29 protein-coding genes, 1 other RNA gene and 1 riboswitch are annotated in these 26,157 nt (G+C 53.3%); of the genes, 11 read left to right on the top strand and 19 right to left on the bottom strand.

Going from position 1 to position 26,157, the window contains the following annotated elements; all coding sequences use genetic code 11:
* Positions 1 to 7 precede the first annotated feature (7 nt).
* The 5 genes from EVJ21_RS00570 to EVJ21_RS00550 form a co-directional block, all read right to left on the bottom strand.
* Complete coding sequence (locus EVJ21_RS00570; RefSeq protein ID WP_070327215.1) at positions 8 to 562, bottom strand: hypothetical protein; 555 nt, start codon at positions 560 to 562, stop codon at positions 8 to 10.
* A gap of 78 nt (positions 563 to 640) precedes the next feature.
* Positions 641 to 1,462 carry a YihY/virulence factor BrkB family protein gene (locus tag EVJ21_RS00565; RefSeq protein WP_070327214.1) on the bottom strand — a complete coding sequence of 274 codons (822 nt, stop codon included), beginning with the start codon at positions 1,460 to 1,462 and terminating at the stop codon, positions 641 to 643.
* A gap of 110 nt (positions 1,463 to 1,572) precedes the next feature.
* The gene (locus tag EVJ21_RS00560; RefSeq protein WP_201739970.1) at positions 1,573 to 2,991 is read right to left on the bottom strand and encodes an alanine/glycine:cation symporter family protein; all 1,419 of its coding nucleotides are present in this window, start codon (positions 2,989 to 2,991) and stop codon (positions 1,573 to 1,575) included.
* 60 nt (positions 2,992 to 3,051) lie between these two features.
* Positions 3,052 to 3,957 (bottom strand): Gfo/Idh/MocA family protein, encoded by a 906-nt coding sequence (locus EVJ21_RS00555; protein ID WP_131489713.1) that lies wholly within the window; start codon positions 3,955 to 3,957, stop codon positions 3,052 to 3,054.
* A gap of 69 nt (positions 3,958 to 4,026) precedes the next feature.
* Positions 4,027 to 4,209, bottom strand: coding sequence for a hypothetical protein (locus EVJ21_RS00550; protein WP_016509062.1), 183 nt, complete (start codon positions 4,207 to 4,209; stop codon positions 4,027 to 4,029).
* A 197-nt stretch (positions 4,210 to 4,406) separates the two neighbouring features.
* Here EVJ21_RS00550 and EVJ21_RS00545 point away from each other — a divergent pair, with 197 nt between their 5' ends.
* Positions 4,407 to 5,369: a DNA/RNA non-specific endonuclease gene (locus EVJ21_RS00545; protein WP_131489712.1), complete on the top strand. Its 963-nt coding sequence runs from the start codon at positions 4,407 to 4,409 to the stop codon at positions 5,367 to 5,369.
* A 242-nt stretch (positions 5,370 to 5,611) separates the two neighbouring features.
* Complete coding sequence (locus EVJ21_RS00540; RefSeq protein WP_131458076.1) at positions 5,612 to 5,833, top strand: hypothetical protein; 222 nt, start codon at positions 5,612 to 5,614, stop codon at positions 5,831 to 5,833.
* A 101-nt stretch (positions 5,834 to 5,934) separates the two neighbouring features.
* Here the strand turns inward: EVJ21_RS00540 and EVJ21_RS00535 are convergent, their stop codons facing one another.
* On the bottom strand, positions 5,935 to 7,101 hold the full coding sequence (locus EVJ21_RS00535; RefSeq protein ID WP_070327211.1) for a THUMP domain-containing class I SAM-dependent RNA methyltransferase: 1,167 nt from the start codon (positions 7,099 to 7,101) through the stop codon (positions 5,935 to 5,937).
* 110 nt (positions 7,102 to 7,211) lie between these two features.
* An RNA gene (rnpB, locus tag EVJ21_RS00530) (RNase P RNA component class B) lies at positions 7,212 to 7,579 on the bottom strand.
* Positions 7,580 to 7,699: 120 nt separating this feature from the next.
* On the opposite strand from rnpB, the gene EVJ21_RS00525 reads away from it, so the two are divergent.
* Positions 7,700 to 8,104, top strand: a complete 405-nt coding sequence (locus EVJ21_RS00525) for a hypothetical protein (RefSeq protein ID WP_070327210.1) — start codon at positions 7,700 to 7,702, stop codon at positions 8,102 to 8,104.
* Positions 8,105 to 8,159: 55 nt separating this feature from the next.
* Here EVJ21_RS00525 and EVJ21_RS00520 read toward each other — a convergent pair whose 3' ends face one another.
* Both EVJ21_RS00520 and EVJ21_RS00515 read right to left on the bottom strand, forming a co-directional pair.
* On the bottom strand, positions 8,160 to 9,614 hold the full coding sequence (locus EVJ21_RS00520) for a S8 family peptidase (RefSeq protein WP_236636539.1): 1,455 nt from the start codon (positions 9,612 to 9,614) through the stop codon (positions 8,160 to 8,162).
* Between the two features lie 106 nt (positions 9,615 to 9,720).
* Complete coding sequence (locus EVJ21_RS00515; RefSeq protein ID WP_131440802.1) at positions 9,721 to 10,128, bottom strand: hypothetical protein; 408 nt, start codon at positions 10,126 to 10,128, stop codon at positions 9,721 to 9,723.
* 169 nt (positions 10,129 to 10,297) lie between these two features.
* Between EVJ21_RS00515 and EVJ21_RS00510 the strand changes: the two genes are divergently transcribed.
* From EVJ21_RS00510 to EVJ21_RS00490, 5 genes are all read left to right on the top strand, one after another.
* Complete coding sequence (locus EVJ21_RS00510; RefSeq protein WP_131489710.1) at positions 10,298 to 11,188, top strand: hypothetical protein; 891 nt, start codon at positions 10,298 to 10,300, stop codon at positions 11,186 to 11,188.
* 79 nt (positions 11,189 to 11,267) lie between these two features.
* The gene (locus EVJ21_RS00505; protein WP_131489709.1) at positions 11,268 to 11,933 is read left to right on the top strand and encodes a response regulator transcription factor; all 666 of its coding nucleotides are present in this window, start codon (positions 11,268 to 11,270) and stop codon (positions 11,931 to 11,933) included.
* Entirely contained in the window at positions 11,930 to 13,285 is a 1,356-nt protein-coding gene (locus EVJ21_RS00500; protein ID WP_131489708.1) for a sensor histidine kinase, read from the top strand. Before EVJ21_RS00505 ends, EVJ21_RS00500 begins: the two co-directional genes overlap by 4 nt.
* A gap of 66 nt (positions 13,286 to 13,351) precedes the next feature.
* The gene (locus EVJ21_RS00495) at positions 13,352 to 14,356 is read left to right on the top strand and encodes an ABC transporter permease (protein WP_131463560.1); all 1,005 of its coding nucleotides are present in this window, start codon (positions 13,352 to 13,354) and stop codon (positions 14,354 to 14,356) included.
* Entirely contained in the window at positions 14,353 to 14,988 is a 636-nt protein-coding gene (locus EVJ21_RS00490) for an ABC transporter ATP-binding protein (protein ID WP_131463562.1), read from the top strand. The genes EVJ21_RS00495 and EVJ21_RS00490 overlap by 4 nt, the downstream gene beginning before the upstream one ends.
* A 177-nt stretch (positions 14,989 to 15,165) precedes the next feature.
* Here the strand turns inward: EVJ21_RS00490 and EVJ21_RS00485 are convergent, their stop codons facing one another.
* A complete protein-coding gene (locus EVJ21_RS00485; protein WP_131489707.1) occupies positions 15,166 to 15,579 on the bottom strand; it encodes a hypothetical protein in 414 nt (137 codons plus the stop codon).
* A gap of 177 nt (positions 15,580 to 15,756) precedes the next feature.
* Between EVJ21_RS00485 and EVJ21_RS00480 the strand changes: the two genes are divergently transcribed.
* Positions 15,757 to 16,635 carry an alpha/beta hydrolase gene (locus tag EVJ21_RS00480; RefSeq protein WP_070327201.1) on the top strand — a complete coding sequence of 293 codons (879 nt, stop codon included), beginning with the start codon at positions 15,757 to 15,759 and terminating at the stop codon, positions 16,633 to 16,635.
* On the opposite strand, the gene EVJ21_RS00475 is transcribed toward EVJ21_RS00480, so the two are convergent.
* Positions 16,613 to 17,311, bottom strand: coding sequence for a CPBP family intramembrane glutamic endopeptidase (locus EVJ21_RS00475; RefSeq protein ID WP_131489706.1), 699 nt, complete (start codon positions 17,309 to 17,311; stop codon positions 16,613 to 16,615). The genes EVJ21_RS00480 and EVJ21_RS00475 overlap by 23 nt on opposite strands.
* Positions 17,312 to 17,398: 87 nt before the next feature.
* Here EVJ21_RS00475 and EVJ21_RS00470 point away from each other — a divergent pair, with 87 nt between their 5' ends.
* Both EVJ21_RS00470 and EVJ21_RS00465 read left to right on the top strand, forming a co-directional pair.
* Positions 17,399 to 18,082, top strand: coding sequence for a lysozyme family protein (locus EVJ21_RS00470; protein ID WP_236633385.1), 684 nt, complete (start codon positions 17,399 to 17,401; stop codon positions 18,080 to 18,082).
* Positions 18,083 to 18,115: 33 nt separating this feature from the next.
* Positions 18,116 to 18,703 carry a DUF1643 domain-containing protein gene (locus tag EVJ21_RS00465; protein ID WP_131463566.1) on the top strand — a complete coding sequence of 196 codons (588 nt, stop codon included), beginning with the start codon at positions 18,116 to 18,118 and terminating at the stop codon, positions 18,701 to 18,703.
* 13 nt (positions 18,704 to 18,716) lie between these two features.
* On the opposite strand, the gene EVJ21_RS00460 is transcribed toward EVJ21_RS00465, so the two are convergent.
* The 8 genes from EVJ21_RS00460 to rlmN form a co-directional block, all read right to left on the bottom strand.
* Entirely contained in the window at positions 18,717 to 19,454 is a 738-nt protein-coding gene (locus EVJ21_RS00460; protein WP_131489705.1) for an energy-coupling factor transporter transmembrane component T family protein, read from the bottom strand.
* Positions 19,454 to 20,782: an ABC transporter ATP-binding protein gene (locus tag EVJ21_RS00455; RefSeq protein WP_161568932.1), complete on the bottom strand. Its 1,329-nt coding sequence runs from the start codon at positions 20,780 to 20,782 to the stop codon at positions 19,454 to 19,456. The genes EVJ21_RS00460 and EVJ21_RS00455 overlap by 1 nt, the downstream gene beginning before the upstream one ends.
* A complete protein-coding gene (locus EVJ21_RS00450) occupies positions 20,775 to 21,350 on the bottom strand; it encodes an ECF transporter S component (protein ID WP_070327197.1) in 576 nt (191 codons plus the stop codon). Before EVJ21_RS00450 ends, EVJ21_RS00455 begins: the two co-directional genes overlap by 8 nt.
* Complete coding sequence (locus EVJ21_RS00445) at positions 21,343 to 21,936, bottom strand: YkoF family thiamine/hydroxymethylpyrimidine-binding protein (protein ID WP_201739969.1); 594 nt, start codon at positions 21,934 to 21,936, stop codon at positions 21,343 to 21,345. Before EVJ21_RS00445 ends, EVJ21_RS00450 begins: the two co-directional genes overlap by 8 nt.
* Positions 21,937 to 22,015: 79 nt before the next feature.
* A riboswitch (TPP riboswitch) is annotated at positions 22,016 to 22,116 on the bottom strand.
* Positions 22,117 to 22,181: 65 nt separating this feature from the next.
* Entirely contained in the window at positions 22,182 to 23,375 is a 1,194-nt protein-coding gene (locus tag EVJ21_RS00440; RefSeq protein ID WP_070327195.1) for a GTP-binding protein, read from the bottom strand.
* A 335-nt stretch (positions 23,376 to 23,710) separates the two neighbouring features.
* Positions 23,711 to 23,977: a hypothetical protein gene (locus EVJ21_RS00430; RefSeq protein WP_131463576.1), complete on the bottom strand. Its 267-nt coding sequence runs from the start codon at positions 23,975 to 23,977 to the stop codon at positions 23,711 to 23,713.
* A 12-nt stretch (positions 23,978 to 23,989) separates the two neighbouring features.
* Positions 23,990 to 24,871 carry an SMP-30/gluconolactonase/LRE family protein gene (locus EVJ21_RS00425; RefSeq protein WP_070327194.1) on the bottom strand — a complete coding sequence of 294 codons (882 nt, stop codon included), beginning with the start codon at positions 24,869 to 24,871 and terminating at the stop codon, positions 23,990 to 23,992.
* 163 nt (positions 24,872 to 25,034) lie between these two features.
* Positions 25,035 to 26,096, bottom strand: a complete 1,062-nt coding sequence (gene rlmN, locus EVJ21_RS00420) for a dual-specificity RNA methyltransferase RlmN (protein ID WP_016509033.1) — start codon at positions 26,094 to 26,096, stop codon at positions 25,035 to 25,037.
* Between the last annotated feature and the right edge of the window lie 61 nt (positions 26,097 to 26,157).

Below are 26,157 nucleotides of genomic sequence, written 5' to 3'. Positions count from 1 at the left end.
ACCACCTTCATGAGACGTTTTCGAAATAGAAGCCACCCCAGTAAATATGTCGATACGTGAACTCCTTGCCGCTCTCGGCCGTGATCACGATCTCATCTTCGGTCAAGACGAGCACGTGAACGGGGACCTCCCCTTCCCGTAGCATCGGGCTGAACAGCTGGAACTGCTTGTTCAACCACTTCCGTTCCGTGAAGTCACGATAGTGGTGCAGTGCCAACGACGGGTGGACCAAGAACACTCCGACGATCAAAGCGATAGCACCAGGAGAAGCGGAGAGCTCGATCAGTAAAAACAGGACGAGCACGAGCGACAAGACCGCATAGCCGAATTCTAACAGCTCCATCAAGGAAGCCCGGCTGGCGACCACGTATTGGATGACACGAAACGTGACGTACAGCAGGAGGCTGACCATCAAGTATTGCGAAAATGGAGCGGTGCTCATTGAGATATCCAAATAAAAGAGTACCGGTAATAACATGACCCACTTCCATAATTGTAAGGCGAGGTAAAACAATGTTTGATCGATGAAACGACGATTGTGTACGAGCCGTTGCATATCCATGTTTCCCACCTCCGATTAAAAGATGTGTCTTAACGGTATCATTCCCTCAATCGTTGAATGATAACAAGCATTTGCAGGTCAATCGGAAATTTCTTTTCGTTCAATGAGCGTCGCGTTCAATAGCCCTCCAAGGAGGATGACGGAAGCCGCCAAATAAAACCAAACCAACAAGATAATAAACGCACCGAGCTGACCGTAAAACTGTTCGTAGTTGGCATATTGAGAATAGTAGCTGAAGACGTTGGAAACTGTCAATATGCCGATAGTAGCGAGTGTTGCCCCGGCCCAACTGTCACGGAACGTCCCGCGATGGCTCGGCAGCCATTTATAGACGAGCAGGAAGACACCAAACATGACGAGCGTCCCGACGACCCAGCGGAAGTAAAACCATATTTGTGCATATCCCGCGACGATGTCGTCGACAAAAATGATCCGCGTCGACAGTTCGCGCAACGCGGTCTCGGCCACAGGGATGACCAATGAGAACGGCAGAACGAACATGAGTGCCAGCGTGACGGCGATGTCCTGGAGAGCCCCTCTTAAGAACGACTTGTTCCGGATGAGGCGATACGCATCATTCAATGACCGGACGAGCGACTGGACCGCCATTGACGAAATCCACAGCGCCGGCAAAATGCTGAGCGACGCCAGACGCAGCCTCGAGTCATCAAATATCGCCTCGATGTTCCCTTCTAGCAGTCGGTAGCTCGCTTCCGGCATGACGAGAGACAGCGCCGAGATGACGTCCCCGCTCGTGAACGGGAGCCATCCAACAATGCCGAGGACGAACAATAAGAACGGAAACGTCGACAAGATGAAATAATAAGCCAACATCGCGGCTTGATCGAAAAAACGTTCGGCAAAAAAGCGCTTGAATAAAACTTTAAACGTCTGTATCATGCTGTCTACTCTTTTCTTAATTTATTTAGTATAAATGCGGTATTTGAAATAATAATAATGTTGCTTGAAAGGCAAGAATACGACAGTCGTTGCCTATTCTTGCCTCGTCCTTAACTGATGTGTTCTCGTTTCGATTCCCACGCCTCGAGATGTTCTTTGCCCGGCAGATCGACGTCATCGCGCGAGAACACCGGATCCCGTCCGGACCGTTTTTGGGCGACGTAATCGTCGAGCAACAGTTTGGCGACTTTGCTGAGACGGAAGATGGCGTACATGTTGACGAGCGCCATCAATCCCATGAAGATGTCGGCGATCGACCAGACGAGTCCGGCCGAGCGGACCGAGCCGAACATGATCATCCCTAGCACGGCGATACGATAGATGACAACATACACTTTCCGTTCCGAGATGAACTCGATGTTCGTCTCTCCATAGTAATAGTTCGCTAAAATCGAGCTGAAGGCGAACAGCAGGATGGCGATCGTCATGAGCGTCGTCGCGACCGGTCCGATCTCCGTCAACAGCGCCTCTTGCGCGAGCTCGATACCTTGGAAGTCTTCAGAACCAGGAACCCCGGAGATCAAGACGATCATCGCGGTCGCCGTACAGATGAACAGCGTATCGACGAAGACACTGAGCGATTGGATCAACCCTTGCTTCACCGGGTGGCTGACCTCAGCGGTCGCGGCGGCGTTCGGCGCCGACCCCATCCCCGCCTCGTTCGAGAACAAGCCGCGCCGTATACCTTGAAGCACCATCGCTCCGACGGCCCCGCCGAACAATTCTTGGAAGCCTAGCACACCTTCTGAGAAGATGGCCGAGAACACGGCCGGAACGACGTCGAGATTCGTCAGCACGACCCAGAGCGCGAGCAAGATATATCCACCCGCCATGATCGGGACGATGATCCCGGACAACGTCGAGATCGACCGGATCCCGCCGAAGATGACGATCCCCGTCGCAACGGCCAAAATAACACCAACCCAGACCGTATCGATGGCGAAGACGTTATTGACAGAAAGCGCGATCGTGTTCGCCTGCACGGAGTTAAAGGCAAAGCCAAACGCGAACGTGATGAGGATCGCAAAGACGATCCCGAGCCAACGTTGACCGAGCGCCCGCTCGATGTAATAGGCCGGTCCGCCGCGCCACGCCTTGCCGTCATGCACTTTGTACACTTGGGCGAGCGTGCTCTCGACGAAAGCCGAGGCCGAGCCGATCAAGGCGATGAGCCACATCCAAAACACGGCCCCAGGTCCCCCGAGCGCGATCGCAGTCGAGACACCGGCGATATTTCCGGTGCCGACCCGTGCCGCCGTCCCGATGGCGAACGCCTGGAACGAAGACACTTGCCCTTTCTCGTGTTTGATTCCTTTGACGAACAATAACTTGAACATTTCCGGCAACATTCTAAACTGCACGAATCCCATCCGGATCGTGAAGAAAATCCCACCGGCAATCAATACAAAAATAAGAACGTACGTCCATAACAGGTCGTTCGCTTGCATGACCAATTCGCGGACATCCACTGCGCATCCCCTCCTTTTATGGAGTTCTTACCCGGTCTAGCCCCGCCAGAAACGATTCCGTCACCGCGTTGCCGCGTCCAGTATTTGTTCACAAAGGGCATGGGTCGTCAAGCTGTCCTCGGCGCGAACACAACCGTTCGGCTCCCCGTTCAACAGTTTGAGAAACGCGTCGATCATCGTCGTAAAGCCGCGCCGTGTCAAATTCGACTCCCACGGGCTCAAGGCGCGCTCGAGCATGCCGTCGGGCGTATAGTCGTAGACGCGCTCGACGTCTCGAGAGACGCGTTTTAGACCCGGTGACATCACTTCCATCACTTCTTCGGTGCAGCCGTTGTCCCGGTTCATGATGCCGACCGCCTCGACGCCGCCGGCCGTGAAATTGATCTGGAGCTGTTTGAGCGTATCCCCTTCATAACGCGTCCGAACAGACAAGTCCTCGACCGGATTGAGACCGGTCAAGTAACGGAGCGTATCGACGACGTGGACGAAGTCCTCGATGATGAACTCACGCAGCGTCGCCGGCTGATATGTACGATTCTTTTGGATCAAGACGAGGTTCGGGTTCTCGACTTCTTTGAGCGCCGCCATCGCCGTCGCAAAACGACGGTTGAAGCCAGTGACGAGTTCGACCTCGTGCTCGTCTGCGAGCCGGACGAGACGTTCGGTCTCCTCGAGCGTGAACGTGACCGGTTTATCAATGAAGACGTGGACGCCTTGCCGAAGGGCGTACTCGGCTTGTCCGGCATGCGCTGACGTCGTCGAATGGATCAACACCGCATCCATCTCACCGAGCGGGACGTCCTCAAGCGCTCTGAAGTGACCGCTGAATCGATATTGACGGACGAGTTGTTCCGCTTTCCCCTGATCCCGCGAGACAAGATAAACGTCTATCCCGTCTAGCCCGGCATAGACCGGTAAGTACGCTTTCTTGGCAACATCACCTAAACCAACAACGACTAATTTCATTTCAACATCACTCCTCTTTCGATTGACTGAACAAAACCCCAAAGCGTCGGCCCGGGGTCGATGGTTCATTTAATGGACCGCTAAAATTTCAAAACTTGTGATTGGCTTACGAATGGCGTCCGATACGATTTGATAAAGATCAGCGAGTTGCTCGTTATCGTTCAAGTCCGGCGTTCGATCAAGCTCGACTTCACACGTTCGTGTCGTCTGCTCCTTGTCTTGAAACGCATATTCAATCGTGTATAGTTGCATGAGACGTCTCCTCTCCACTATGTATACGTATGTATTACCTGTAACTGAACGATTGAAACGCTTCAAGTACACCTAGTCAAATCGTTCATGTTATATATATTCAGAAATCCTACAATTTCCAATCATAAGCCTTGTATAATCATTCAAAGATTCCTAGAATGAACAAGTATGTACCAAGTGATTAAAGGAGTTTTTTAATGAAAGCACGATTTACTTATTTAGCCTTACCGCTGGCGATGTTTCTACTGGCCGGATGTAGCACCGAAGAAGAGACGTCTCCTATCGATGATACGATTGAAGTGACCGATTCGCAAGAAGAATCGTCCGATGTGGCTGAGTCTCAAGCGGAATCCGTTGAAGTGACCGATTCACAAGAAGGACCCGCTGTCGAGACGGAAGAGGAGGAACAACAACCGACTAGCGATCGCTTCTCTGGTTATGAACGTGTCGAAGTCGACGGTGGTGATTTATCCGGACATCGCGAGGCGAATGTTGTCGTCGACGTCGGTTTCGGAGACCGTGAATATTGGGCGTTCACGAACGATCATGGGCAACTCGTGAAAGTAACAGCTGACGAGATCATCCTACAAGATGATGAGAGCGAGGACGTCACCTCGTCAGGACGCTACTACTGGGACGAGGCGAAAGTCCCCGGCGTTGAACATCAATCTTTAGATGAAGGACATGTCATCGCTGATTCACTTGGGGGCGTCTCTAACGCCTTCAATATCACCCCGCAAGACAGCACGCTCAATCGTCACGGGGACCAGGCTTATATGGAAAGTGTGATCCGTAGTGCAGGCGGGGCGACCGATTTCGAGGCCATCATCACGTATCCGGATACCGAGACGCAAATCCCGTCGAGCTATCAATACACATACACGTTGAAAGGTAATGTCATCGTCGACAAGTTTGATAATGTGAACCCGGACGAGGTCAATGCCGGCCTCGGTCTGACCGAGAGCGAACCAAAACCGGAGGCTACTCCCGCTCCCGCTGCAGAGCCGGTTGGCGACGTATCAAGCGTCGATGCGAACGGGAACGGGCAAGTGACGATCCAGGAAGCGAAAGACGCCGGCTTCAGCATGCCGATCACGAGCGACCACTGGCTCTACCCGCATATGCGGGATAATGACGGGGATGGAATGGTCGGCGAATAACACGTAACCTCCCCGCGTGAGTCAACTTTTTTAACGCCGATTTCACAGTATACGTGACGACGCTCTTTCTAGTTAAAGGAAGAGCGTTTCTTTTTGTTGAATAAGATATGCAGTCGAATGTTTCACGTTTCTCTTGAATGATGGTGAATCGGGATGGAACACAAATTTTCAAATTTTTAACCCCGCCTTATTAGGAGTTATTGCTGTCAGTACGGCATACATATAGTTTAGGAGGTTCAAATATGAAACGCTTGGTGGGTTTGCTGATCATTACGCAAACAATTTTGTTTGGCATGTTAATCTTTCAATTGAATGAATTAGCTGATTCTGTCTTACAGGCTGCATCTTACGTAGCAACACAAGAAGGATCGCTTGCATGGGGTGGAAACATCTCGCCTTGGTTTTTGTTTTTACTTCTCGGATTGACATTGCTAGGCGCCTATTTAACGTTTTCTAAAGAATAAGAAGCATTTTTGTCGTCCGAACAGAAAAAAGACCATAGACATGTGTCTACGGTCTGAAGTCGCTCTAGAAGCGTTTCTTTGTATCTACGAGCAATGACGACTTACTTACCTTCTGAAGTCGGCTCGACAGCACGTCTCGGCGGACGTTTGCCGAAGAACTGGTAGTACTGCGTCTCGATATTCCCGTTATACAGCTTGCGGCGCTTCGTCGCCGGGCGGCCGTAGGCTTTCTCGAAGTCTTCGTAACTCGTCAACATATAGACGCTATAACCCGGATATTTGGCATATTGCTGCCCGATCCGCTCGTACAGCTCGATGATCTCATCTTCCGTCTGCAACCGCTCACCGTAAGGCGGGTTGCCGATGATGATCCCGTAATCCTCGGTCGGCTTGAGCGCCGCCGCATCGGTGTGGACGAACGTGATCGCGTCACGGACGTCGGCGAGGTCGGCGTTGTCTTTGGCGAGTTTGACCATGCGCGGGTCGAGGTCGATGCCGTAAATCTTGAGCGGCTTGTCCCACTCAGCTTTTTCGTTCGCTTCATTGATTGCCTCGTACCAAGCTTTCTTCGGTACACATGGCCAATCTTGCGAACAGAATTCACGGTTTAATCCCGGTGCGATATTGCGACCGATGAGTGCGGCCTCGATCGCGAGCGTACCAGAGCCTGTGAACACATCATAGAACGGCATGTCCGGCTTCCAGTTCGTCAGTTTGATCATCGCTGCGGCCATCGTCTCTTTGAGCGGTGCCTGCGAATGGAGCTCGCGGTAGCCGCGACGATGGAGCGCGTCACCCGACGTGTCGATCGTGATCGTCGCCACGTCTTTCAAGAGTGCGACTTCAATTGGATAGATCGCACCCGTCTTCGGAAGCCATTCATCCGGTTTGTTGTAGCCGCGTTGCATCGCATCGACGATCGCTTTCTCGGTGATTTTTTGGCAGTCGCGGATCGAGAACAGTTGCGACTTGACCGAACGTCCGTCGACGGTGAAACGGGCGTCCCACGGCATCAGCTCCGTCCAAGGCAAGTCGACGACACCGTCGAATAGTTCCGTGAACGTCGTCGCCTTGAACTCGGCGACGACGAGTTTGACGCGGTCGGCCGTTCTGAGCCAAATGTTCAAACGGGGAATATCCTCCATCTCGGCGTCGATGTAGACGCGTCCATTCTCGATTTCACACGTGTAACCGAGGTCACGTACTTCTTTAGCGACGAGCGCTTCGATGCCCATCGCTGCAGTTGCGATCAGTTTTCGTTTTGCCATATGATCCCTACTTTCCTAATTCGTAATTGTTAAGCGTAAAATGGTCAAGTAAAAAGGAGCTCAAGTAAGATTGCTTGAACTCCTTGTCAATGTAAGTTGAGACTATGCTGCCCTGTAAGCCATGTTCTGTACTCCGGTGCTCGTAGCGGTTTCCCTGGCACGATGGAGTGACAATCATCTATCTGCGCCGCTTGGCGCCTTCCGTCCCGTTCGATTCCAGTCAGGAAGTTCCCCTACCATAGTTTGGGTTTCTCGCTCGTGGGGTTTACCTCGTTCCACTCTGAACGTTTCCGAACAGACTCCGTCACTGTGGCACTTTCAAGAAGCTTGCACCGTATCCGAAGACTTAGGTGCTTCTTCTGCCGTCAACTTGCGTTGCCTACACTTATCTTTTCGTGTAGCACGATCACTACAGCCATCACAGGCTGTGCGAGCATGGACTTTCCTCAAGACTTGCGTCCCGCGATTGTCCAGACTTCATAGTCACTTAATCATTGTAGCGGATATTGCCAAATATGACAACTAAGAAACCGAACTTGATTTTCATTGGCGTCAGCGCTAAAATAAGGCGTGTTCCATTGAACAAGGAGGGATTTTGATGCGTCAAGATGCAAAGAAAGGTTGGATCCAACGACTGACCTATGTGATCGAGATCGATGACATTAAAGCGCTCCACCCGAACAACGGCGTATTCGCCTTCTACCGTAAAAATCGACTCGTCCGAGGATTTGAGCCGTTTGACATTAAAGGACCGAATGAATTGTCTAAACGCGCTTATCACTTCGATCACCATAACTTGGCCCATTTACAGGAACGTTTTCCTGAATCGATTCCTTTATTCGACGCGTCGAAACAGACGCGACGCGTTTGGAGCGACGCCGTTCGCGTCGGTCTATGTGAAATCATCATCGACGGGAAGCTAAGTTTTGAACACATCGACGACAACGGCAACGTCTTAGAAGCGAATATCCGCTGGAGCGGTGAAGCTATCACAATCGATTAACGAATTAAAAACGCCCGCATCTTTCGACTCGTCTGTCGGAGATGCGGGCGTTTTTTTATATCGCTTCAGTCGTGTCCGTCGTTTCTTCGACGACAGGTAATGCCGGGGCATACTTCGTCGAGACGACTTTTTCGGAGATGTCGGTCGGTTTCAAGAGGACGGTAAGGCCTTCGGCGGTACTTTTACGGACCGGAAACGTTCCCGGTATATGCAGTGCCTCATAGACGACTTGATTGTCTTTATCGAGCACGGTGACGGTCCCTTTGCGCGTCGTCGTCAGTTCGAACGTCTGCGCATCGGCCACTTTGATCGCCACGGACGGTTTGACCGGGTTCACGTACGTGAACGAACGACTGGCTGAACGTTTAAATTTCCCGTCCGTCACGACCGCGGTTAGACGGTACTGCCCGCTCGGGAGCCAGTCCCCACCGGCGAACATGGTAAAAGCCGGATTGTTTGCGGTCAACGTCTTCACTTTGCGCGTTCCCTGATAGAGGTAATAAGACGTCTTCAAGTTCGGTTTGTTCGAAAGAGCCAGCTTCGCCTCCGTCACATAACGGTTCCGTAGCGTCGCTGGTGACGTGATCGTGACCGGACGCGGCGTCGCGTCAAGCAACCGCTTCGTGTTCAGTTCGGTGTACGTCTTCCCGCTGACGCGAGGCATTTTTTGAAGCAGTCCCTCGATCTCAGCCGGTGTCAAATACGGATTGACCGACTTGACGAGCGCAAGCCCAGACGAGACCATCGGCGCCGCCATCGATGTCCCATCCATGTAGATAAAACTGTTCTTGACGCCGAGCGATAAAATGTTCACGCCCGGTGCGACGATTTTCACTTGGCTATCCATGTTGCTAAACGAGGCGACACGGCGATTCGCATCGACCGCTCCGACGGCGATGACTTCTTTCATATTGGCGGGGAAAGAAGTCTTCGCGCCGTCATTTCCAGACGAGGCGACGATGACGACACCTTTCGCCCGGGCCCGGCGGATCGAGTCGGCGAGCACTTTATCGTAATCCTGTCCCCCGAGTGACAAATTGATGATGTTCGCACCTTTGGCAACGGCCGTGTCGACGGCTCTGGCGACCGTCCACGAATCCGTGAACTCTGAGTTCTTCCCGTAGAAGACGTTATAGAAATGATAGCGGACGTTCGGTGCGAGACCGGCCATCCCAAATTTATTGTGCAGTCCCGACATGATTCCGGCCGTGTGCGTGCCGTGATAGTCGACACTGTATGGCCCTTTAATCGAATTGACGACTCGTGGTACGTTATAGAGCTCTTTATGGCTCCGGTCTGCAGATGAATCGATCAAGGCGACGACAATGTCTGACGCCCCACGGGTCGTGTTCCACGCTAAATCGGTACCGGTCTGCTTGATGTAATATTGGTTACCGACCCGCGGCTCTGTCACAACGTACCCATGCTTCTCTAACAACACCGGCTTAGACGCCCCGGCAGTCGAAGGCACGAGTAACGTCAAAGCCGTCAGTAGAAGAATTTTTTTCATCGCCTTACGCTCCATTCCAAACTTCCTAAGATTTACCCATTATCTCAAATTTCACGACGGATTTCCCTTTTTTCTTAAAAAAAGGTTGTGACATTTTTCTGACGGTTTACCAGTAGTCCGGCTCATCAGGATGTTCCATCTCAAAATCGATAATTTTACCGATCGTCAAGTACGTATAATACCGGGCCAACTCCGTCCGGTAAGGGTCCGGTGTAAAACCTTCTAAATCTTCACCGAGCGGCGAACCGTCAATCGTTTCGAACTGTTGACAGAAGAATGACTCCGTCTCTTTATTCCAGACGATATTGTCACCGATATAGCCACTTCCAAAGCGGATATAGTCGATGATCGAAGGGACGATCACTTCAGCCGGGAGCCGTTCACTCATCCGTCCGACCAATTCATAGCGATCCCGGTCCGCATAATCAGCTTGCTCAAGCGACGTACATTTCAACACTTCTTTATTGATCTCGATCAACACGACATAATCCCCAGACTCAATCGACAGCTTCATCTCTTCACCTCATCTCAATCTCCACTAATCCGTCTATGTTAACAACTATTCGGAATAAAATGCCGAAATCCTGTATACCTGTACAAATTTTCCAACGGCTCGATTCGCACAACATGATGAAATCTGTTTTTGTTATACTAAGGATATGAATCAAGAGAGGAAGTGCACTATGGCCAAACGCCCTTTGACCCCTCGTGAAAGCGAATTGATCGCCACCGCCCTGTTTGTCGTCGGTAGCGTCCCTTACGCCGGACATATCGACCGGCTCGAATCGCTGACACTTCGCGACATCGCAGACGACTACTTGTCCGGAAAACGTCCTGCCGCGGACGCCGTCGAGGCGCTCGACCAGTACATTTTCGTACGCCGCCATCGCTTTAAAAATGTTACGCCTCATAACCTATGGACGCTCGACGACCGGACCGAGCAGGAAGCGCTCCGTTATATCGTCAGACGTCCGGAATTGAAGAAAGGTGAGACGTTAAACAAGCAAAACTCGCCGTTCACGATCGGACAAGATGTCGAATTCAAAGTCGACAAACAACTCGACCGCGGGCAATTCCGCATCTATATCGGGAAATTGAACGGGTACACGATCAAAGCCCAGTCGAAAGAAAAAGACAAGCTTAAATCCGTCAAAGGCTGGATCACCCATCTCGACCGCAAAGACCGGCTCGTTTTCGTCAATATTTCCGAGTTCGGGCGCGAACCGATTGACGCCGACATGTTGGTCCAGTTCGAGGCGATGAGCGCGGGACTGCTCGGCTGGTTCGATACGGCCACCCTGCCGACCGAAGACGAAGCGAAGACGGCCAAACAAATGATCGCCACGCTACAACGACGCGACCAGCCGTATTGGTTCACACTGACCCAAGCGTTGAACCATCCTCGACCTGAACATGTGAAACGCTGGAATACGGTCGTCAACTTGCTCGTCAAAGCAAGCGCCGGTGACGCGGCCGCCGTCGAGACGCTAGAAGTCAAAGAAGACAAATACTTTAAAGACGCCTTTTTACGGGCGCTGCGATCACTTCACGCCGAGTTGACGAAACCGACGTGACCGTGTCTTGACAGGTGGCTTCGGATTACCCGAGGTCACCTGTTTTCACCGTGGTCGCCATATGGAAAGGAAGAGGGATATGCACGTATTGATCGTAGAAGACGACCCGGCCATCTTGCGCCTCATTGAAGGGACGCTGCGGCAAGCCGGACATCACGTGTCGGTCGCCATGGACGGACACGTGGCCGAGCAATTGTTTTTATCGAACCCGGCCGACGCCGCCGTCATCGACATCATGTTGCCCGGGATGGACGGGCGACAGTTGTGTCATCGCTTGAAGGAGCTCGTGGACATCCCCGTCATTTTGCTGACGGCGCTCGGGGAATGGGAAGACAAACGGAGCGGGTTCGAGCATGGCGCCGATGACTACATGACAAAACCGTTCATTCCGGAAGAACTATTATTCCGGCTTCAAGCCGTGGCCAAACGGTATGAAAAAGTCGCCGCCTCATTGATCAAGGCCGGGCCGCTCACGTTAAATCTCCGGGAATATCGCCTCACCTTCAATCAAGAGACGATTCACCTGCCAAAACGCGAATTTGAGCTGTTGTACCAGCTCGCTGCCTTTCCGGGACGCGTGTTCAGTCGCGACGAGCTGATCGAGAACGTGTGGGGGTTAGAGTTTGACGGCGACGACCGGACGATCGACGTCCACATCAAACGGCTCCGTAGCCGCCTACCTGATGAGACCGTCATGATCCGAACCGTCCGGGGCATCGGCTACACGCTCGAGGTGAAGCCATGAGATCGCTCTATTCGCGAATCGTCGTGACCGTGTTCATGATTTTACTCTTGTCGGGTGCCATCGCCCTGCTCGTCAGTAACGTCGCCTATTACACGTGGTGGCAGCCATCGTACAGCGCGAAGACTGAACAGATGGCAAGTTCCGCGCGCGGCTACTTTGACAATCATACCGATCAGGACGAGACCGCATTTTATTCGTTGCTCGCTCAAAGCGGCTACCAACTGTTCGTCGTCAAACCTGACGATCGCATCATGCGTTACGGTGGAACGTTCCGAGACGAGACGATCGATGACGAAACGATCGATGCGGTCCGCTCGGGCATCGCCTATGAAGGGATGCGCGATTACCCGTTCCACTTGTTTTTGCTCGGTCTGTTCGATAACGAGGTCATCAATACGTACGGCTTCAACGTCGCAGGGGCTGACGGGGATGATGCCGTCTTCCTACGTCCGGACTTGAGTGCCCAAATTCGTGAGCTTCATCTGTTCGTCGGACTATTTTTCGCCGTTCTGACCGCTTCGGCTTTCATCTTGATCGCCTTGGCGACCACGCTGCTCGTCCGGCCGCTTAAGATCCTCACGGCTGCGACGAGCTCTGTCGCCTCCGGAGAGCGCCCGAGCTCGCTCCCGCTCAATCGTCATGATGAGATCGGTACGCTCGCACGTCGTTTCGCCCTCATGGTCGATTCACTCGAAAAGTCAGAAGGTGAACGGCGACGGTTCGTCTCGAACGTATCGCACGAATTTCAATCACCGCTCACTTCGCTCACAGGCTACGCGAGTATTCTGGCCGATCAGTCGACAGGCGAGGCGAAAGAATATGCGACGATCATCCGGAATGAGACGGAACGTCTGTCAGGGTTGACCAAACAGCTGTTGATGCTCGCCCGTCTAGATGAGGCCAACGTGTCTCTCCAGACCGAGGTCGCGATTAGCCGCTCCATCGAAGACGTGATTCGCATGCACGCGTTCGAACTCGATCAAAAAGGAGTCGCCGTCACGACGGATCTCGATGCGTCGCTCGTCGTCACGGGTGACCCCGTCTTGTTGTCGCAAGTTTGGTCCAACTTGTTGTCCAATGCGATTCATGCCTCACATGAGGGCGGGATGATCACGATCCGGGCCTACGAGGAGACACGTCCGACCGTCTCGATCCAAGACGAAGGTGTCGGTATGGACGATGCGACAAAGGCTCGCTTGTTCGAACGCTTCTATAAAGCCGATCTGTCCCGGACGAGTCGCGGCACCGGACTCGGGCTCGCGATCGCGAATGACATCGTCCGCTTGCACGGCGGGGAGCTCCTCGTCACTTCAGAGCTCGGGCGTGGCAGCGTCTTTATCGTTCGCTTGTAGGTTTGTTCATATTCCGTTCATGTTCGTCAGCTATGCTTCCTTCATCGACATGAAGGAGGTTTTTTTATGGAGTTAGGACTGAAAGAAATGTGGCGTCAAAAACGGAGGTTCTCGCTCATTTTTGTGATCACGCTGCTCATCGTCTTGTTGACGACGCTGATCACCGGACTCGCCGATGGGCTCGCTTACGATAACGGTGCGACCGTACGTGAACTTGATACAGACACGTTTCACTTGTCCGCTGACGCGGAAGGTCAATTGACGCGATCGTTCATCGAACAAGCGCCAACGGACGGTTTGACACCCCTTGCAGTCAAACCGCTCACGTTCGTGAACGAGACGAAAGTCGATGCGACCGTTTTCGCCTTGCCGGCCGATTCGTCGATTGGACCGTCACTCGACCTCGAAGTCGGGGAAGTGCTCGTCGACCCGAGTTTTCTTGAGACATTTGTCGTTGGAGATACGGTCGAAGATTTCACGAGTGGGTATCGCTTCACCATCGCCGGCGTGACGGATGGACGGTTCAGCCACGCCCCGGTCGTCTGGACGACGATGGAGACATGGGCCGCCTATCAACAGGCGGCCGGTGGTCCGACTTACGTATCTGCTTTACTTGGAGAAGGCGACACGTCCCTCTCCGCGTACACGAAACAAGAAATCATCGAGTCCGTTCCTGGCTATTCGGCCGAACAAGGCACGTTCGATATGATGCGCGGTTTTCTATTAGTAATCGGCGCATTCATCTTGACAGCATTCTTCTATATGGTGACGCTACAAAAGTTGCCAGAGCTCGGGATTTTAAAAGCAATCGGCATTCGGACACGTTCGATCGGCACAGCGCTCGTCAGCCAAGTGTTCGTCACCGTCGTCTTCGCGAGCGGCGTCGCGTCACTGATCACATGGCTGTCGACACGTATCGTCCCAGAAGCGATTCCATTTCAATTTGAGCTTGCGAACGTGATGCTCTTTAGCGCACTCTTCGTCCTCATCTCGCTCCTTGGGACGATCTTGCCACTACAAACACTACGCCGGCTCGACGCAGCTGACGCCTTAGGAGGTCGAATGACATGAAACTGACTGGCATTTATCACGCATATGAACAACCGATTTTGTCTGGGATCGACTTGACCGTCTCTCCCGGTGAGTGCATCGGGATCGTCGGACCGAGCGGTAGCGGGAAGAGTACGCTCCTGCAAATTCTCGGGTTATTGAAACAGCCGGATGCCGGGACACTCTATCTCGATACGGTCGATGTATTTACACTCGACGAAGAAGCGAGACGGAAGTTACGCCTCAATGAGATCGGGTTCGTCTTTCAAGACGCCCACCTCGTCCCGTATTTGACGGTCATTGAACAACTTGCACTCATTCAGGCGGAAAGTGACACAGACGGCGACGCGAAACAGCTGTTGACAGATTTTGGACTCGGCCATCGATTGAACGAGTTGCCGAATCGCCTCTCCGGCGGCGAACGGCAACGGGTCGCTGTGGCCCGCGCGCTCATCAATGACCCAAAACTCCTGTTGGCTGATGAACCAACAGCAAGTCTCGATTATACGAACGGCCGCCTCGTTATGGAGCGTCTCGCCGCAGCGGCGCATGAACGGAACAAACGAGTGATCGTCATCACCCACGATGAGCGCATGCTTGATGTGTGCGACCGAGTGCTCCGTCTACGAGACGGTCAGCTCGAAACGCTGTAACATGTATGTCGCATGCTTGCACACTACTCGCTTAATCGGGGGCGCTAGCATCGGGACATCCCGCTTCTGATTGAGGAGACTATAGAACTTTAACTGATTATGAGAAGAGGAGCGCCGACCCGGAGGGGATGACGCTCCTCTTCTTTCAGTATCTATGGCAGCGTGTTGAAGTTTTCATCAACCGACCCGATGCCTTTCCGGATGACGGATGAGGTCGAGATGATAGGACAACCAGGCGCTGAACGTGATATGAACGGATAACGTCCGCATCACATCGATGTCAATCTGTTGAATCTTCAGAAGCCTCTCTTCGATATGGTGTGAGACGAGGAAGACGTCGGATAACGCCAGGAGCGCCCGCATCGCCTCATCTGGTTTGACGCCCGCGGTTATCGCGAGCGTATGTAGCGACAGATGAATGCTGCGAGTTGTCCCGGTCAAGTAACATTCGATCAACGCATCGAGTACAGGCGACAAATGTGTGGTCTCGTGCGTCCCCCGCTGATAGATGCTGATCCCCTCTTCGGTCACGTAATCCGTCCGCCCCATTAAACAAGCTTGAATCATCCGATACATCGCTTTACGCGTCACGTTCATCCGCCTCCTTCATTTCTGCCGTTTCAGCATAATGTCAAACGACTCACGGGGCAAATATCCTTGTTCACACTTCCATAGACAATTCGGTCACATATGCTCGGACATCAGTAACTCGAACGTGAACGAAACGATTCGTTTCGGGTACAATAATGGAGAAGGGAGCGGTTTTATATGCAGAAAAAATGGAAGTACGGTCTCGCGACTTTGTTCACAGGCTATTACGCCGTCAGTTATTACGCGTTCAAGCGGATGACTCGCGGAAAACGTAAGACGCCCGAGATGCTCTTAGCACCCTATACGAAAGAAGATCAATCCTTTTATCACGACGTGCCGTTCGAGCACGTCTCCCTCCGTTCCCGTGACGGCTACCGTCTGTATGGCCGGGTCTATCGGAACAATAATCATAAAAAGTGGATTGTTTTTGTCCACGGTTATACGGCCTCCCACAGCTTTATGGCACCGCACTTGGCGATGTTCCACCGGCTCGGCTATAACTTGCTTGCGGTCGACTTGCGCTCACACGGAGAGTCGGAAGGGGTGTACGCCTCGTACGGATACCACGAGAAACATGACATCGTCGACTGGGTCGAGTGGTTACGCGACCATGAGACGGTCGATCAAGTCGGGCTCCACGGCGTATCGATGGGCGCCGCGACGATTCTTCAGGCCGGCCCGCTCACTGATGTGGATTTTTTGATCGCCGAGTGCCCGTTCGATGACATGAGGCAACTCATGCGTCACCAATTGAACGTGCTACATCGCTTACCGGGGGACTTGTTGTTGCCCGGCATCAATTACTTCTTGTGGAGTCGGGCCCGGTTCACGATGCGGCAAGTCCGACCGAAAGTAGCGCTCGCATCAATCACTGCACCGGTGCTGTTCATCCATGGCACGAAAGACGACTTTGTCCCGACCTGGATGTCCGTCGAGATGAACGCACTCAACCGCCAGAACGCGCTCGCACTCATTCACGGCGCCGAGCATACGAATTGTATCTTAAAAGACCAACCTGCCTACGAGAACGCTGTCAGTCAGTTTTTGCGTCGGTGACGTGAATCGGCCCGGCGATCAAGTCGAGCAACGTATGGATGAGGATCAACGGCCACAGCATTCCCATCGCCAAATATAAATAGCCGAACAGGAAACCGACAAGGCCCGTCGTGACAACCCCTTTCGGACCCTGGTACGCATGGGCCAGACCGAACAGCCCGCCCCCGATGATGGCGAGCGTCGCATCCGGGACGTTCGTGTATAAAGAAATCGTATACAAGAGGACGCCGCGGAATATGAACTCTTCGGTCGCCCCGGCCGTGAACGATACTGCGCCCCACGCTCTCGCTTCGTCGGTCGTGCGCGGAAGGAGCAATCGTTCAATCTCAAGCCCGTAAAACGGCCGAAGCTTTGTCCGTAACGCGGCCGACGTCTTGACGAGCAAATAGAACGCGATGAGACCTGAGATGACTATGGTCGAAAAGAAGAAATACTGCCAGGCGCGCCCGTCCCCATCCGGCGGCGCGAACCCGAGACCGACCGCTTCCGGCGGGACTTGGAACAAGAAGACGAGCGCTAGTAAGAGCAGGCTCAGCCCCCATGCCGACTTGATCGTCTCTTCATAGACACGGGTTCTCCCGAGCGCCTCGATCATCGGCTTCACGAGCCGGGCGTTGAATAGTTGTACGATCAATAAATACGCAAGAATAATCGTAAAGACGACCTGTTCAAGCATCTATATCCTCTCCTGTCCTTCCTGTTAGCTATATGCTACACTATTCGGGTATTGTCTAGAAAGCTAGGAGGCGGAATCTTGAAACGAATGATGCTGCGACTGACCGGCGTAATGCTTGTGATCGTGCTGTGCCTCGGCGCAATCGGCTGGTTTGGTCAACATGATAAAGTGAACAACGCCCTCTACCGGGCCTATTACGGTGACCACGGTATCCCGGCGGTCCACCAAGACGTCTACAAGGAAGCCGCGGCCACCTATGACGTCGATTGGCGGCTACTCGCCGCCGTCCACCGTGTCGAGACGATCTTCTCGCACAGTTCATCGATGCGCTCTTCGGTCGGCGCGATCGGACCGTTCCAATTTATGCCGCGGACGTGGCTCGGTTGGCAGTACGATACGGATGACCAAAAAGGTGATGTCCCGGAAGACGAAGTCGATTTGACCGACTTGACGCTGATTGAGCAGTACGGCGGCTTAGGCCGAGACGGGGATGATGACGGCAAGGCCGACCCTCATAGTTTGGTCGACTCGGCCCATGCCGCCGCTTACTATTTGAGCGAGCACGGCGGGCAGACGACTGATTCAGTCGACTCGATTCAAAACGCCATCTTTGAATACAACCGGAGTGACCAGTACGTGTCAGACGTCATGTCCTTTTATGAGCAGTATCAGGACGAGCTGTCTTTACTGCCTGGTGACGCGACGACGACGACGCAGCAGGTCGCCCGGTATACGATCCGGTATCTCGATTGGTTCGCAGGCTGGGCATGACCCGGCACTACTTGGTTAAAGTGAGGAAACGACATGAACACGCATATCGAGGAAGTGACGATTCGAGTCAAATCGATATTTAACGAAGACAAGACAAAGCGTTACATGCGAACGTATGAATTCACCGACGTCGTCGATGGGGTGATTTGTGCCGTCATCATCTATTCTCCACGGATGAGCGATGCATTTTTATCTGGTACGACGACTCAACGCGCCTACATGCTCATGCGGAACCATTTGGACAAACCGATCCGCGAGATGCGCGTCATCAGTCTCGTCCCGACGCTCGCCATCAATGACAACCTACCCTACGTCGAGTCTCAACTCGACGAAGTGAACTTTCATTACGTGGAAGAGACGCTCGACGAGGTCGAGACGAGCGGCGGCATGATCATCGTCGGTTGGGGTTCGCCTGGGCGCCTCATGCACCATTCCACACTGTACAAGACGTTATTCGCCGAGCACGAGGCGAGCATGTATTGTATCGGTACGACGTCAAAAGGCGAACCGCAACAAATTCGCATGGCCAATGAAAATACGGTACTCGAAGCGTTCAATAACGAATCGATCAAACCGAAATTTAAGATCTTGAAAGAGACAAAACAGGACGACTCGAAATGAGTCGTCCTGTTTTTTATCGCACGCCGATCCATACACTTACTCCGAACAGCGTGAACAAGAGTGACGCCAACAGAAAATCGTTTCGCGTGACCGGAATCACCTCGTACGTGGAACGATGTTCACCCGTAAATCCCCGAGCCTCCATCGAGAACGCGATCCGCTCGGCTTGACGGATAGCGCCGGCAAGAAGCGGGATTAGGAGTTTCGGGATGTGCCGCACGTGATCGATCCGGGTGTCGAGGCGCACGCCACGTAAGGCATGCGTTTCATAGAGCTGCATCAGTTCGATCTTTAAAATCGGGAAAAAGCGAAAGCCGACGAAGACGCTATAGGCGATGTTCGGAGACAATCTCGCCTGCTGCATCAGACTGTAGACGAACCGCTTCGGGTCCGTCGTCAGCGTGAACAGAAGCGACAGGACCGTAAAGGCGAGGACCCGAAGCGAAAGTGTCGCCGCCAACAACACGTTCTCCTCGGTGACATCATTGCCGAAGAGCGAGAACACGACTTGCCCGCTCGCCTCTCTGCCGAAGACGAGCGTCGTCCAAAGCGTCCCGAGCGCGGTCAGTAAAAATGGGATCATGAACAGTCCCCATCGCTTCCAGCTCACGTCGGAAAAGATGAATTGGAGGGCGATTGTGCCGAAGAAGACGACGAGCGGAGTCCACGGGTTGTACACGAAGGCGAGACCGAACATGAGACACGTCACGGTCAAGAACTTGATTGTCGGGTTCATCTCGTGAAACGTCATCAAAACGCCTCCGTCAACAGTCCGTGGGCCCGCAATAAGTCCGAGTCGTCCCAAATCGACGCATCGTACGGCCCACTCAAGTTCCCGTCACTCATCAAATAATACGTGCTCGCGGCACGGGCGAAACTGAGATCGTGCGTTACGAACAAGACCGTCTGCCCCGCACGGACTCGTTCAGCCATCAATGCATGGAGCGCTCGAAGTGATGCCTCGTCTTGACCGGCCGTCGGTTCATCAAACGCGAGCAGTTGTTTACCCGACAGAAGCATCACCCCGATGGCGAGTCTCCGTTTTTGACCGTGACTGAGTGAGAGTGGATGGGCGTCACGCAGACGTTCAAGCCCGAGGCGTGCCAACATGTCCTCGATTGAACGGTTATGTCCATATGCTAGTTCCCGCGACACGTCACTCGTCACAAACAAATGCGCCGGGGATTGCGGGACGAGCCCGACTTCACGGTGATGCCGCGCCAGGCTTTTTAGCCACGTCGATTTGCCGCTGCCGTTCCGACCGAGGATGGCGATCACATCCCCGGGGGCCACTGCGATTTTGCTCGCTGCAAGTTGAAACTTTTTGTAATTCACTTTCGGTATCTGAAATAATGTGTTTGTGCCCCGTGTCGTTTCAATCGGCGTAAATGTATAATCCGGTTGAACGACGAACGATCCATCGCCTGCGATCCTTCCGTTCACGAGTTCCAGGTGCCGGTCAAAGAAGTCGCCCCACATGTACGGACGATGCTCGATGACGACGATATTGACGTTCCGTGCGGACTTGTCGAGCCAGCGAACGAACCGACGTGCCGTCGCCGGGTCGAGGTGTGAGAGCGGCTCGTCGAGTAAGAGCCATTCCGGACATCCGATCAAGGCACAGGCGACGGCGATTTGCTGCTTCTCGCCCCCTGATAAATCATGGATGGTGCGGTGGCGATAATCGGACAAATGTAACTCGTGCAAAATCGCTGAGACACGGTCCATCATCTCGCTTCGGGCGACCGAAAAGTTTTCGAGCGTGAAAATCAGCTCTTCCTCTACCGTCTGCATGACGAACTGGCTGTCCGGGTCTTGAAACACCGTCCCGACGCGGCGATTCACCTCGCCAGGCCGATACGTGGCATAGGACCGACCGAATAGATGCAATCGCCCCGTCACAATCCCATCACAGTTGTCCGGGTAGAGCCGATTGAACAAGGCGAACAAAGTCGACTTCCCCGACCCGCTCGCCCCGGTGATGAGCGTCCTGCCGTCCTTAAGACGAAGTGTGATATCTGTCAATACGTCGCGTTCTTCTCCCGGGAAACGAAACGCCAGACGCTCGGTCTCAACCATGTGCCTTCCTCTGCCGGGTGACGGCATACCCTTCTAGCGCACCCGTTCGAAGCAACAAGTCGCTCAAAATCTTCCCGCCGATCCCTGCGATGAGCATCCCGCTCGTCGCCCGTAGTGCGAACATCAAAGCCACGTACGTCGGACTGAGCGCGCTGAGACCTCCCATGACGTACGTATATGCGAAACTCGTCACTGCCGCACCGAATCCGGCGAGCATGAGCACCCACAAGTCATACCGCTTATACCCGGTTAGTGCGAACGCCGCTTCGGCGCCGAGTCCTTGAATGATGCCGACGAGGATGATGCGCGGACCGATCGCATTGCCGATCATCATCTCGATCGACGCTGCGAGCACTTCCGACAAAAAGGCGGCGCCTGGCTTTCGAATGATGTAGGCGGTAATAATCGAGACGATGAACCAAATCCCAAAAATCCATTCATATGCGATCGGCCCGATCAAGCCGGCCCACAAGTTCCCCACATGGACGAACGCCAAATAGACGACGGCAAAGACGACCGATAAAATCGACAACAAGACGATTTCTTTCAACTTCCATGAGTTAAGCATCGATGCGTCCCTCGTGTGACGGACTGTTCACACTGAACGTGACCGACATGACGACGTGGCTCGACTTCTCGCGAACACGGTTGAACGTCGCCTCATAAAACGCGAACACCGGCTCGATGTCTCCGTGAATTCCTGAGGCATAATGCATCGCGTCATTGAACACACCCCGTTCTTTCGCGAAATCGATCTCTTCATAGATGATGTCCATGTAATCATCATCACCGAGCGGGTAGAGCGCGAACTGTGAAGAGACGTATTGCGCACCTACCCGCCCGTTCACAGGTTCACTCGATACGTCGAGCAGATTGTCCCCGGCTGTGTCACCCGGACAGCCAACCGAGAACGTTCCACTCATCGAGACGTGGGTCCCTGTCTTCGTTGCGTGTGACAAGACTGCTTTCGCGACGTCAAACACGTGCTCGGCCCGACCGCGAATCACGGTCGACACATCGTCCGTGTGCCTCCAGACGTTGCTTAAATCAGTTTCTTTGAGTGCTCCTTTGATGACCGGTATGAACTCTGACGTCATCGGGCTTAGCGTAAAGCGGAACCCGACGATCGGGCTCGTTCCACATTGTTGATTCATGATGATTCCCCCTTTATTTGGTTACACAAAAAAGCCGCATCCATGAGAATGCGGCCACTTATCCAATCATCAATCCATCAGAAAAAGTGCCACACTTCCTCACGCCAGTATTACCTGGATCGAGTTATAAGGGATTGGAGCCATGCTCACATCTCAGCCGAAGCACCCCTAGTGTAGTCCAATGTATGCGGTTGTTCATGCAAGCAAAAGTATAGCCGTTCGATTCTGAATTGTAAACGTTTAAATCATGAAAACGTCGCGATTCCGTTTCCTGGAAGCGTATCCCGTAACGTTGTCCAGTCTGACGCCATCTCTTCGTCTGACAGTAGACAGGCGTCAAGTTCAAGCTCGACGCGCACTCGGTCCATTCGGTGACCGATCAAGACGAGCTCCGTCTGGCGGTCGCCGTACGGTTCGATGTAATCGGCCTCAAGCTCTGGTTCGGCGGCAAACATCTGCTTTCGTTCCGCGTCAGGAAGCGTCGCGAGCCAACGGCCGGCATGTTCGAGCGTCGACGCGTACCCCGCTTGGGAGAACAGGCAAGCGATGTCGTTCCGTGAGGCGATCCATAAAAAACCTTTCGCCCGGACGACTTCTTCCGGGAACTGTTCGATCCACGCATGTAAACGCTCCGGGTGGAACGGACGGCGGCGGCGATAGACGAACGAACTGATGCCGTACTCTTCGGTTTCAGGGGTATGGTCGTCTGTCTCGAGCTCTTGGATCCATCCGGCGGCGTGCATCGCCTGGTCGAAGTCGAACAAGTTCACGTCTAACAAGTCGGACAACAACACGTTCCCGTATGTGCTTGTCAAAAGTCGCGCCGCCGGGTTTAACGCGCGTAACAGACTTTCGATCTCGTGCAGTTCCGGTTCCGTGACCCGGTCTGCCTTGTTAAGGACGATGATGTCGGCAAATTCGACTTGATCGACGAGCAAGTCGACGACTTCCCGGACATCACCCGTGTCGACAGCCTGTTTCCGTTCATGCAGCGATTCGCCCGAGTTGAAGTCTTTTAAAAATCGATACGCATCGACGACCGTCACCATCGCGTCAACATACACACGGCTCGTCAAGTCGATACCCAAGGCGTCATCCGCATATGTAAACGTCTGCGCGACCGGGATCGGTTCCGAGATACCTGACGACTCGATGATGATGCCGTCGAGCTGTCGGTCGTTCGCAATCTCGCTGACCGCCTCGAGTAAATCTTCTCGCAACGTGCAGCAGATGCAGCCGTTAGACAGCTCCACCAACTTCTCGTCCGTCCGTGAAAAACCTGCCCCGTCAATCAATCGCTCATCGATGTTCAGCTCGCTCATATCGTTGACGATGACGGCATATTTTTTACCATCCCGATTGTTCAACATATGATTGAGCAACGTCGTCTTGCCACTTCCTAAATATCCGGACAAGACTGTGATCGGAATTCGTTTCATGATGTATACCACCTTTAAATCGTAATCATTACTTTTTAGATAATGAACGAGATCACGTCCGTTGTCAACAAAAAAACACGCTCAAAAGGAGCGTGTTTTCTTGTTGACTAACATGATTGTTATCGCTCGTCCTTCCAGCGCCCACGCTTTCCGCAGGCAATCCCGGAGCCGCATCGCGACTCACGTCGCTGCTGGGTCTCCGTTGGTTTGCTTTCCTGCAGGAGTCGGGGCGCCATCGAACGAGCAACGCAAACGGTCGCCATCTAGCGGCCATTTGTCTTTTTCTGAGGCCCCGACGGCCGAAGAAAAAGCTCTGGATATGTTCTTCGTACCAGTTATTCTTCTAACGCTTTCCGTTCCGCCTCGGAGCGAGGATACGTGTTCGCCTGCCACTCGGCCCGGTAAATCGAATCGAGTTGCGTCAATCCGACCTCGTCATCATCCTTATCGGCATCCACACTCGGCGTCTCGTCCCACTTTGGTTCAAGATACGTATGGTCTTCTTTCCGGGCCCGGTCGTCCAATAACTTTTGAATCCCGACCCGAGCCACCGCCGCTAGTGCCAATCCGATTCCCGCTCGCACGAGCAATCGCTTCACCATAGCCGTCCCTCCTTAACGTCCAAACCGATAAAGTGGCATCCCTTTCACGTCCGTATCGATCTTGAAGACCGAACCCGCATCCGGATGAGCGGCGAGCGCCTCGTCGTCCATGCCTTCCCGTGCCGTCGTGATCGCCAATTGTTTTAAGTCATCCCCGATAAAACTACACGACGTGACGTTCGGCGCCGGGACGATGACTTCAAGCACTTTTTCACCCGTCTCCGGATTCCACCGCGTGACGCGCCCGCCTGCAAAGTGGGCAATCCATAAAAAGCCGTCTTCATCCGACGTCATGCCGTCCGGGAACCCGTCCTCATTCTTGAAATCAATGACGACCTCACCTTCCCCGAGCGTGCCCGTTTTCAAATCGAACGGGAACTTGCGAACCGTCTCGGTCGGCGTATCGATATGGTAAAACGACGTATGGTCAGGTGACCACGTCAACCCGTTCGATAACGTCAATCCGCTCAACATGACCTCGGTCGTGCCGTCGCGGTTCAAGCGGAACAACGTCGCCTGCTCAGACTCGTCTTTTAAGTGGAGCGTCCCGGCGAAGACACGACCGTACGGGTCGGCTTTCCCATCGTTGAAGCGAAGGACACCTTCCGGGTCATCAAGTTCGACGAGTTTATCGAGTTGTTTCGACGTTTCATCCCACTCATAGATACCATCCTTCAATCCGACGATCACGCCGTCGGTCACTTTAGGGACGACAAACCCGACCTGCTGTCCCATATCAAACGAAGATAATTCATCTTCTTTCTCATCGTACCACCAGAGCGCGTGCCCTTCGATATCGACCCAGTAGAACCGCTTCAGTTCAGCGTCCCAGCAAGGCCCTTCCCCGAGCGTGTTTCTGACTCGAATCCATAACGTAGCGTTTACTGTCTCCATTGAATTGCCTCCACTCTCTGCTTTGATATCAAAAGACTATTCCCTGAGGGGGTAAGGACTATTCATCATTCACAAAAATGTTTAAAGATATTTCTCATCTGACGCATTATACGCCCGGGCACGATAAAAACGCTCCGAATCGGTTTCGATTCGGAGCGTTCGTTTATTTGGCGCCTTCGACGTTCATTTGTTTACTGCGTAATTGGCCGCACGCCGCATCGATATCGGTCCCGTGCTCGAGACGCACGCCCGTATTGATGCCCCGTTTTTTCAAAACGTCGTAAAACGCCATGATGTCCTCGGTCGTACTCCGTTCGTACTGGATGTGCTCGTTGACCGGGTTGTATGGGATCAAGTTGACGTAAGACTTGTCTTTGATGTCATCGATCAACGCCGCGAGTTCTTCGGCATGTTCCGGCAAATCGTTCACTTTCGAGAGCAAGATGTACTCGAACGTGATCCGTTTATTCGTCTTCTCAACGTAGTAGCGGATTGCCGGCATCAGTTTATCGAGCGGGAACGCCCGGTTGATCTTCATGATTCTCGTCCGCAGCGCATCGTTCGGCGCGTGCAGAGAGAGGGCCAAGTTGATGCGCAGGTCAAGGTCAGCGAACTTGTAGATCTTGTCGGCGAGCCCACTCGTCGAGACGTTGATTTTACGAGGAGCGATCGCGAGACCGCGCTCGTCTTTGACGACACGGAGGAAGTCGACCAAGTTATCAAAGTTATCGAACGGCTCCCCGATTCCCATGACGACGATGTGGCTGACGCGGTCATCTTCACCGACCTCGTCTAAATAGTGTTGAACGGTCATGATCTGTTCGACGACCTCGCCCGCCGTCAAGTCGCGTGTTTTTTTCAAGAGGCCGCTCGCACAGAAACTACAGCCGATGTTGCACCCGACTTGTGTCGTCACACAGACGGAACGTCCATACTTATGGCGCATGAGCACCGTTTCGATATAATGCCCGTCGTGCAGTTTAAGTAAGAATTTGACCGTGCCGTCACCCGCTTCTTGTTTGACGAACAGTTCTTGTGTCGTCAGCGCATAGTTCGCCTCAAGCTGTTCGCGCACTTCGGGACGAACCGCGATTTCGTCGAGCCGTCTGACACGGTCGATGTAAAGCGAGTCCCATATTTGTCTGGCGTGGTAGGCACTGTATCCCCAAGATACGCAAGCGTCCGACAGCTGATCAAATGTCAGCCCATATATAGATGATTTCATTGTAATCTGTCCTTTCTTCAATCCGCATACGTACCATTGTAGCGGACGTGAGCGACAGGTG

Origin of the sequence: Exiguobacterium sp. SH0S2 (genome assembly GCF_004337185.1) — a bacterium.
In the GTDB taxonomy this organism is placed as follows: Bacteria; Bacillota; Bacilli; order Exiguobacteriales; family Exiguobacteriaceae; genus Exiguobacterium; species Exiguobacterium aurantiacum_A.
This window is presented reverse-complemented; position numbering and strand designations above follow the sequence as displayed.

Coding starts and splice junctions, on each gene's coding strand:
- EVJ21_RS00570 (WP_070327215.1), bottom strand. CDS start 562: ATGGATATGCAACGGCTCGTACACAATCGTCGTTTCATCGATCAAACA.
- EVJ21_RS00565 (WP_070327214.1), bottom strand. CDS start 1,462: ATGATACAGACGTTTAAAGTTTTATTCAAGCGCTTTTTTGCCGAACGT.
- EVJ21_RS00555 (WP_131489713.1), bottom strand. CDS start 3,957: ATGAAATTAGTCGTTGTTGGTTTAGGTGATGTTGCCAAGAAAGCGTAC.
- EVJ21_RS00550 (WP_016509062.1), bottom strand. CDS start 4,209: ATGCAACTATACACGATTGAATATGCGTTTCAAGACAAGGAGCAGACG.
- EVJ21_RS00545 (WP_131489712.1), top strand. CDS start 4,407: ATGAAAGCACGATTTACTTATTTAGCCTTACCGCTGGCGATGTTTCTA.
- EVJ21_RS00540 (WP_131458076.1), top strand. CDS start 5,612: ATGAAACGCTTGGTGGGTTTGCTGATCATTACGCAAACAATTTTGTTT.
- EVJ21_RS00535 (WP_070327211.1), bottom strand. CDS start 7,101: ATGGCAAAACGAAAACTGATCGCAACTGCAGCGATGGGCATCGAAGCG.
- EVJ21_RS00525 (WP_070327210.1), top strand. CDS start 7,700: ATGCGTCAAGATGCAAAGAAAGGTTGGATCCAACGACTGACCTATGTG.
- EVJ21_RS00520 (WP_236636539.1), bottom strand. CDS start 9,614: ATGAAAAAAATTCTTCTACTGACGGCTTTGACGTTACTCGTGCCTTCG.
- EVJ21_RS00515 (WP_131440802.1), bottom strand. CDS start 10,128: ATGAAGCTGTCGATTGAGTCTGGGGATTATGTCGTGTTGATCGAGATC.
- EVJ21_RS00510 (WP_131489710.1), top strand. CDS start 10,298: ATGGCCAAACGCCCTTTGACCCCTCGTGAAAGCGAATTGATCGCCACC.
- EVJ21_RS00505 (WP_131489709.1), top strand. CDS start 11,268: ATGCACGTATTGATCGTAGAAGACGACCCGGCCATCTTGCGCCTCATT.
- EVJ21_RS00500 (WP_131489708.1), top strand. CDS start 11,930: ATGAGATCGCTCTATTCGCGAATCGTCGTGACCGTGTTCATGATTTTA.
- EVJ21_RS00495 (WP_131463560.1), top strand. CDS start 13,352: ATGGAGTTAGGACTGAAAGAAATGTGGCGTCAAAAACGGAGGTTCTCG.
- EVJ21_RS00490 (WP_131463562.1), top strand. CDS start 14,353: ATGAAACTGACTGGCATTTATCACGCATATGAACAACCGATTTTGTCT.
- EVJ21_RS00480 (WP_070327201.1), top strand. CDS start 15,757: ATGCAGAAAAAATGGAAGTACGGTCTCGCGACTTTGTTCACAGGCTAT.
- EVJ21_RS00475 (WP_131489706.1), bottom strand. CDS start 17,311: ATGCTTGAACAGGTCGTCTTTACGATTATTCTTGCGTATTTATTGATC.
- EVJ21_RS00470 (WP_236633385.1), top strand. CDS start 17,399: ATGATGCTGCGACTGACCGGCGTAATGCTTGTGATCGTGCTGTGCCTC.
- EVJ21_RS00465 (WP_131463566.1), top strand. CDS start 18,116: ATGAACACGCATATCGAGGAAGTGACGATTCGAGTCAAATCGATATTT.
- EVJ21_RS00460 (WP_131489705.1), bottom strand. CDS start 19,454: ATGACGTTTCACGAGATGAACCCGACAATCAAGTTCTTGACCGTGACG.
- EVJ21_RS00455 (WP_161568932.1), bottom strand. CDS start 20,782: ATGGTTGAGACCGAGCGTCTGGCGTTTCGTTTCCCGGGAGAAGAACGC.
- EVJ21_RS00450 (WP_070327197.1), bottom strand. CDS start 21,350: ATGCTTAACTCATGGAAGTTGAAAGAAATCGTCTTGTTGTCGATTTTA.
- EVJ21_RS00445 (WP_201739969.1), bottom strand. CDS start 21,936: ATGAATCAACAATGTGGAACGAGCCCGATCGTCGGGTTCCGCTTTACG.
- EVJ21_RS00440 (WP_070327195.1), bottom strand. CDS start 23,375: ATGAAACGAATTCCGATCACAGTCTTGTCCGGATATTTAGGAAGTGGC.
- EVJ21_RS00430 (WP_131463576.1), bottom strand. CDS start 23,977: ATGGTGAAGCGATTGCTCGTGCGAGCGGGAATCGGATTGGCACTAGCG.
- EVJ21_RS00425 (WP_070327194.1), bottom strand. CDS start 24,871: ATGGAGACAGTAAACGCTACGTTATGGATTCGAGTCAGAAACACGCTC.
- rlmN (WP_016509033.1), bottom strand. CDS start 26,096: ATGAAATCATCTATATATGGGCTGACATTTGATCAGCTGTCGGACGCT.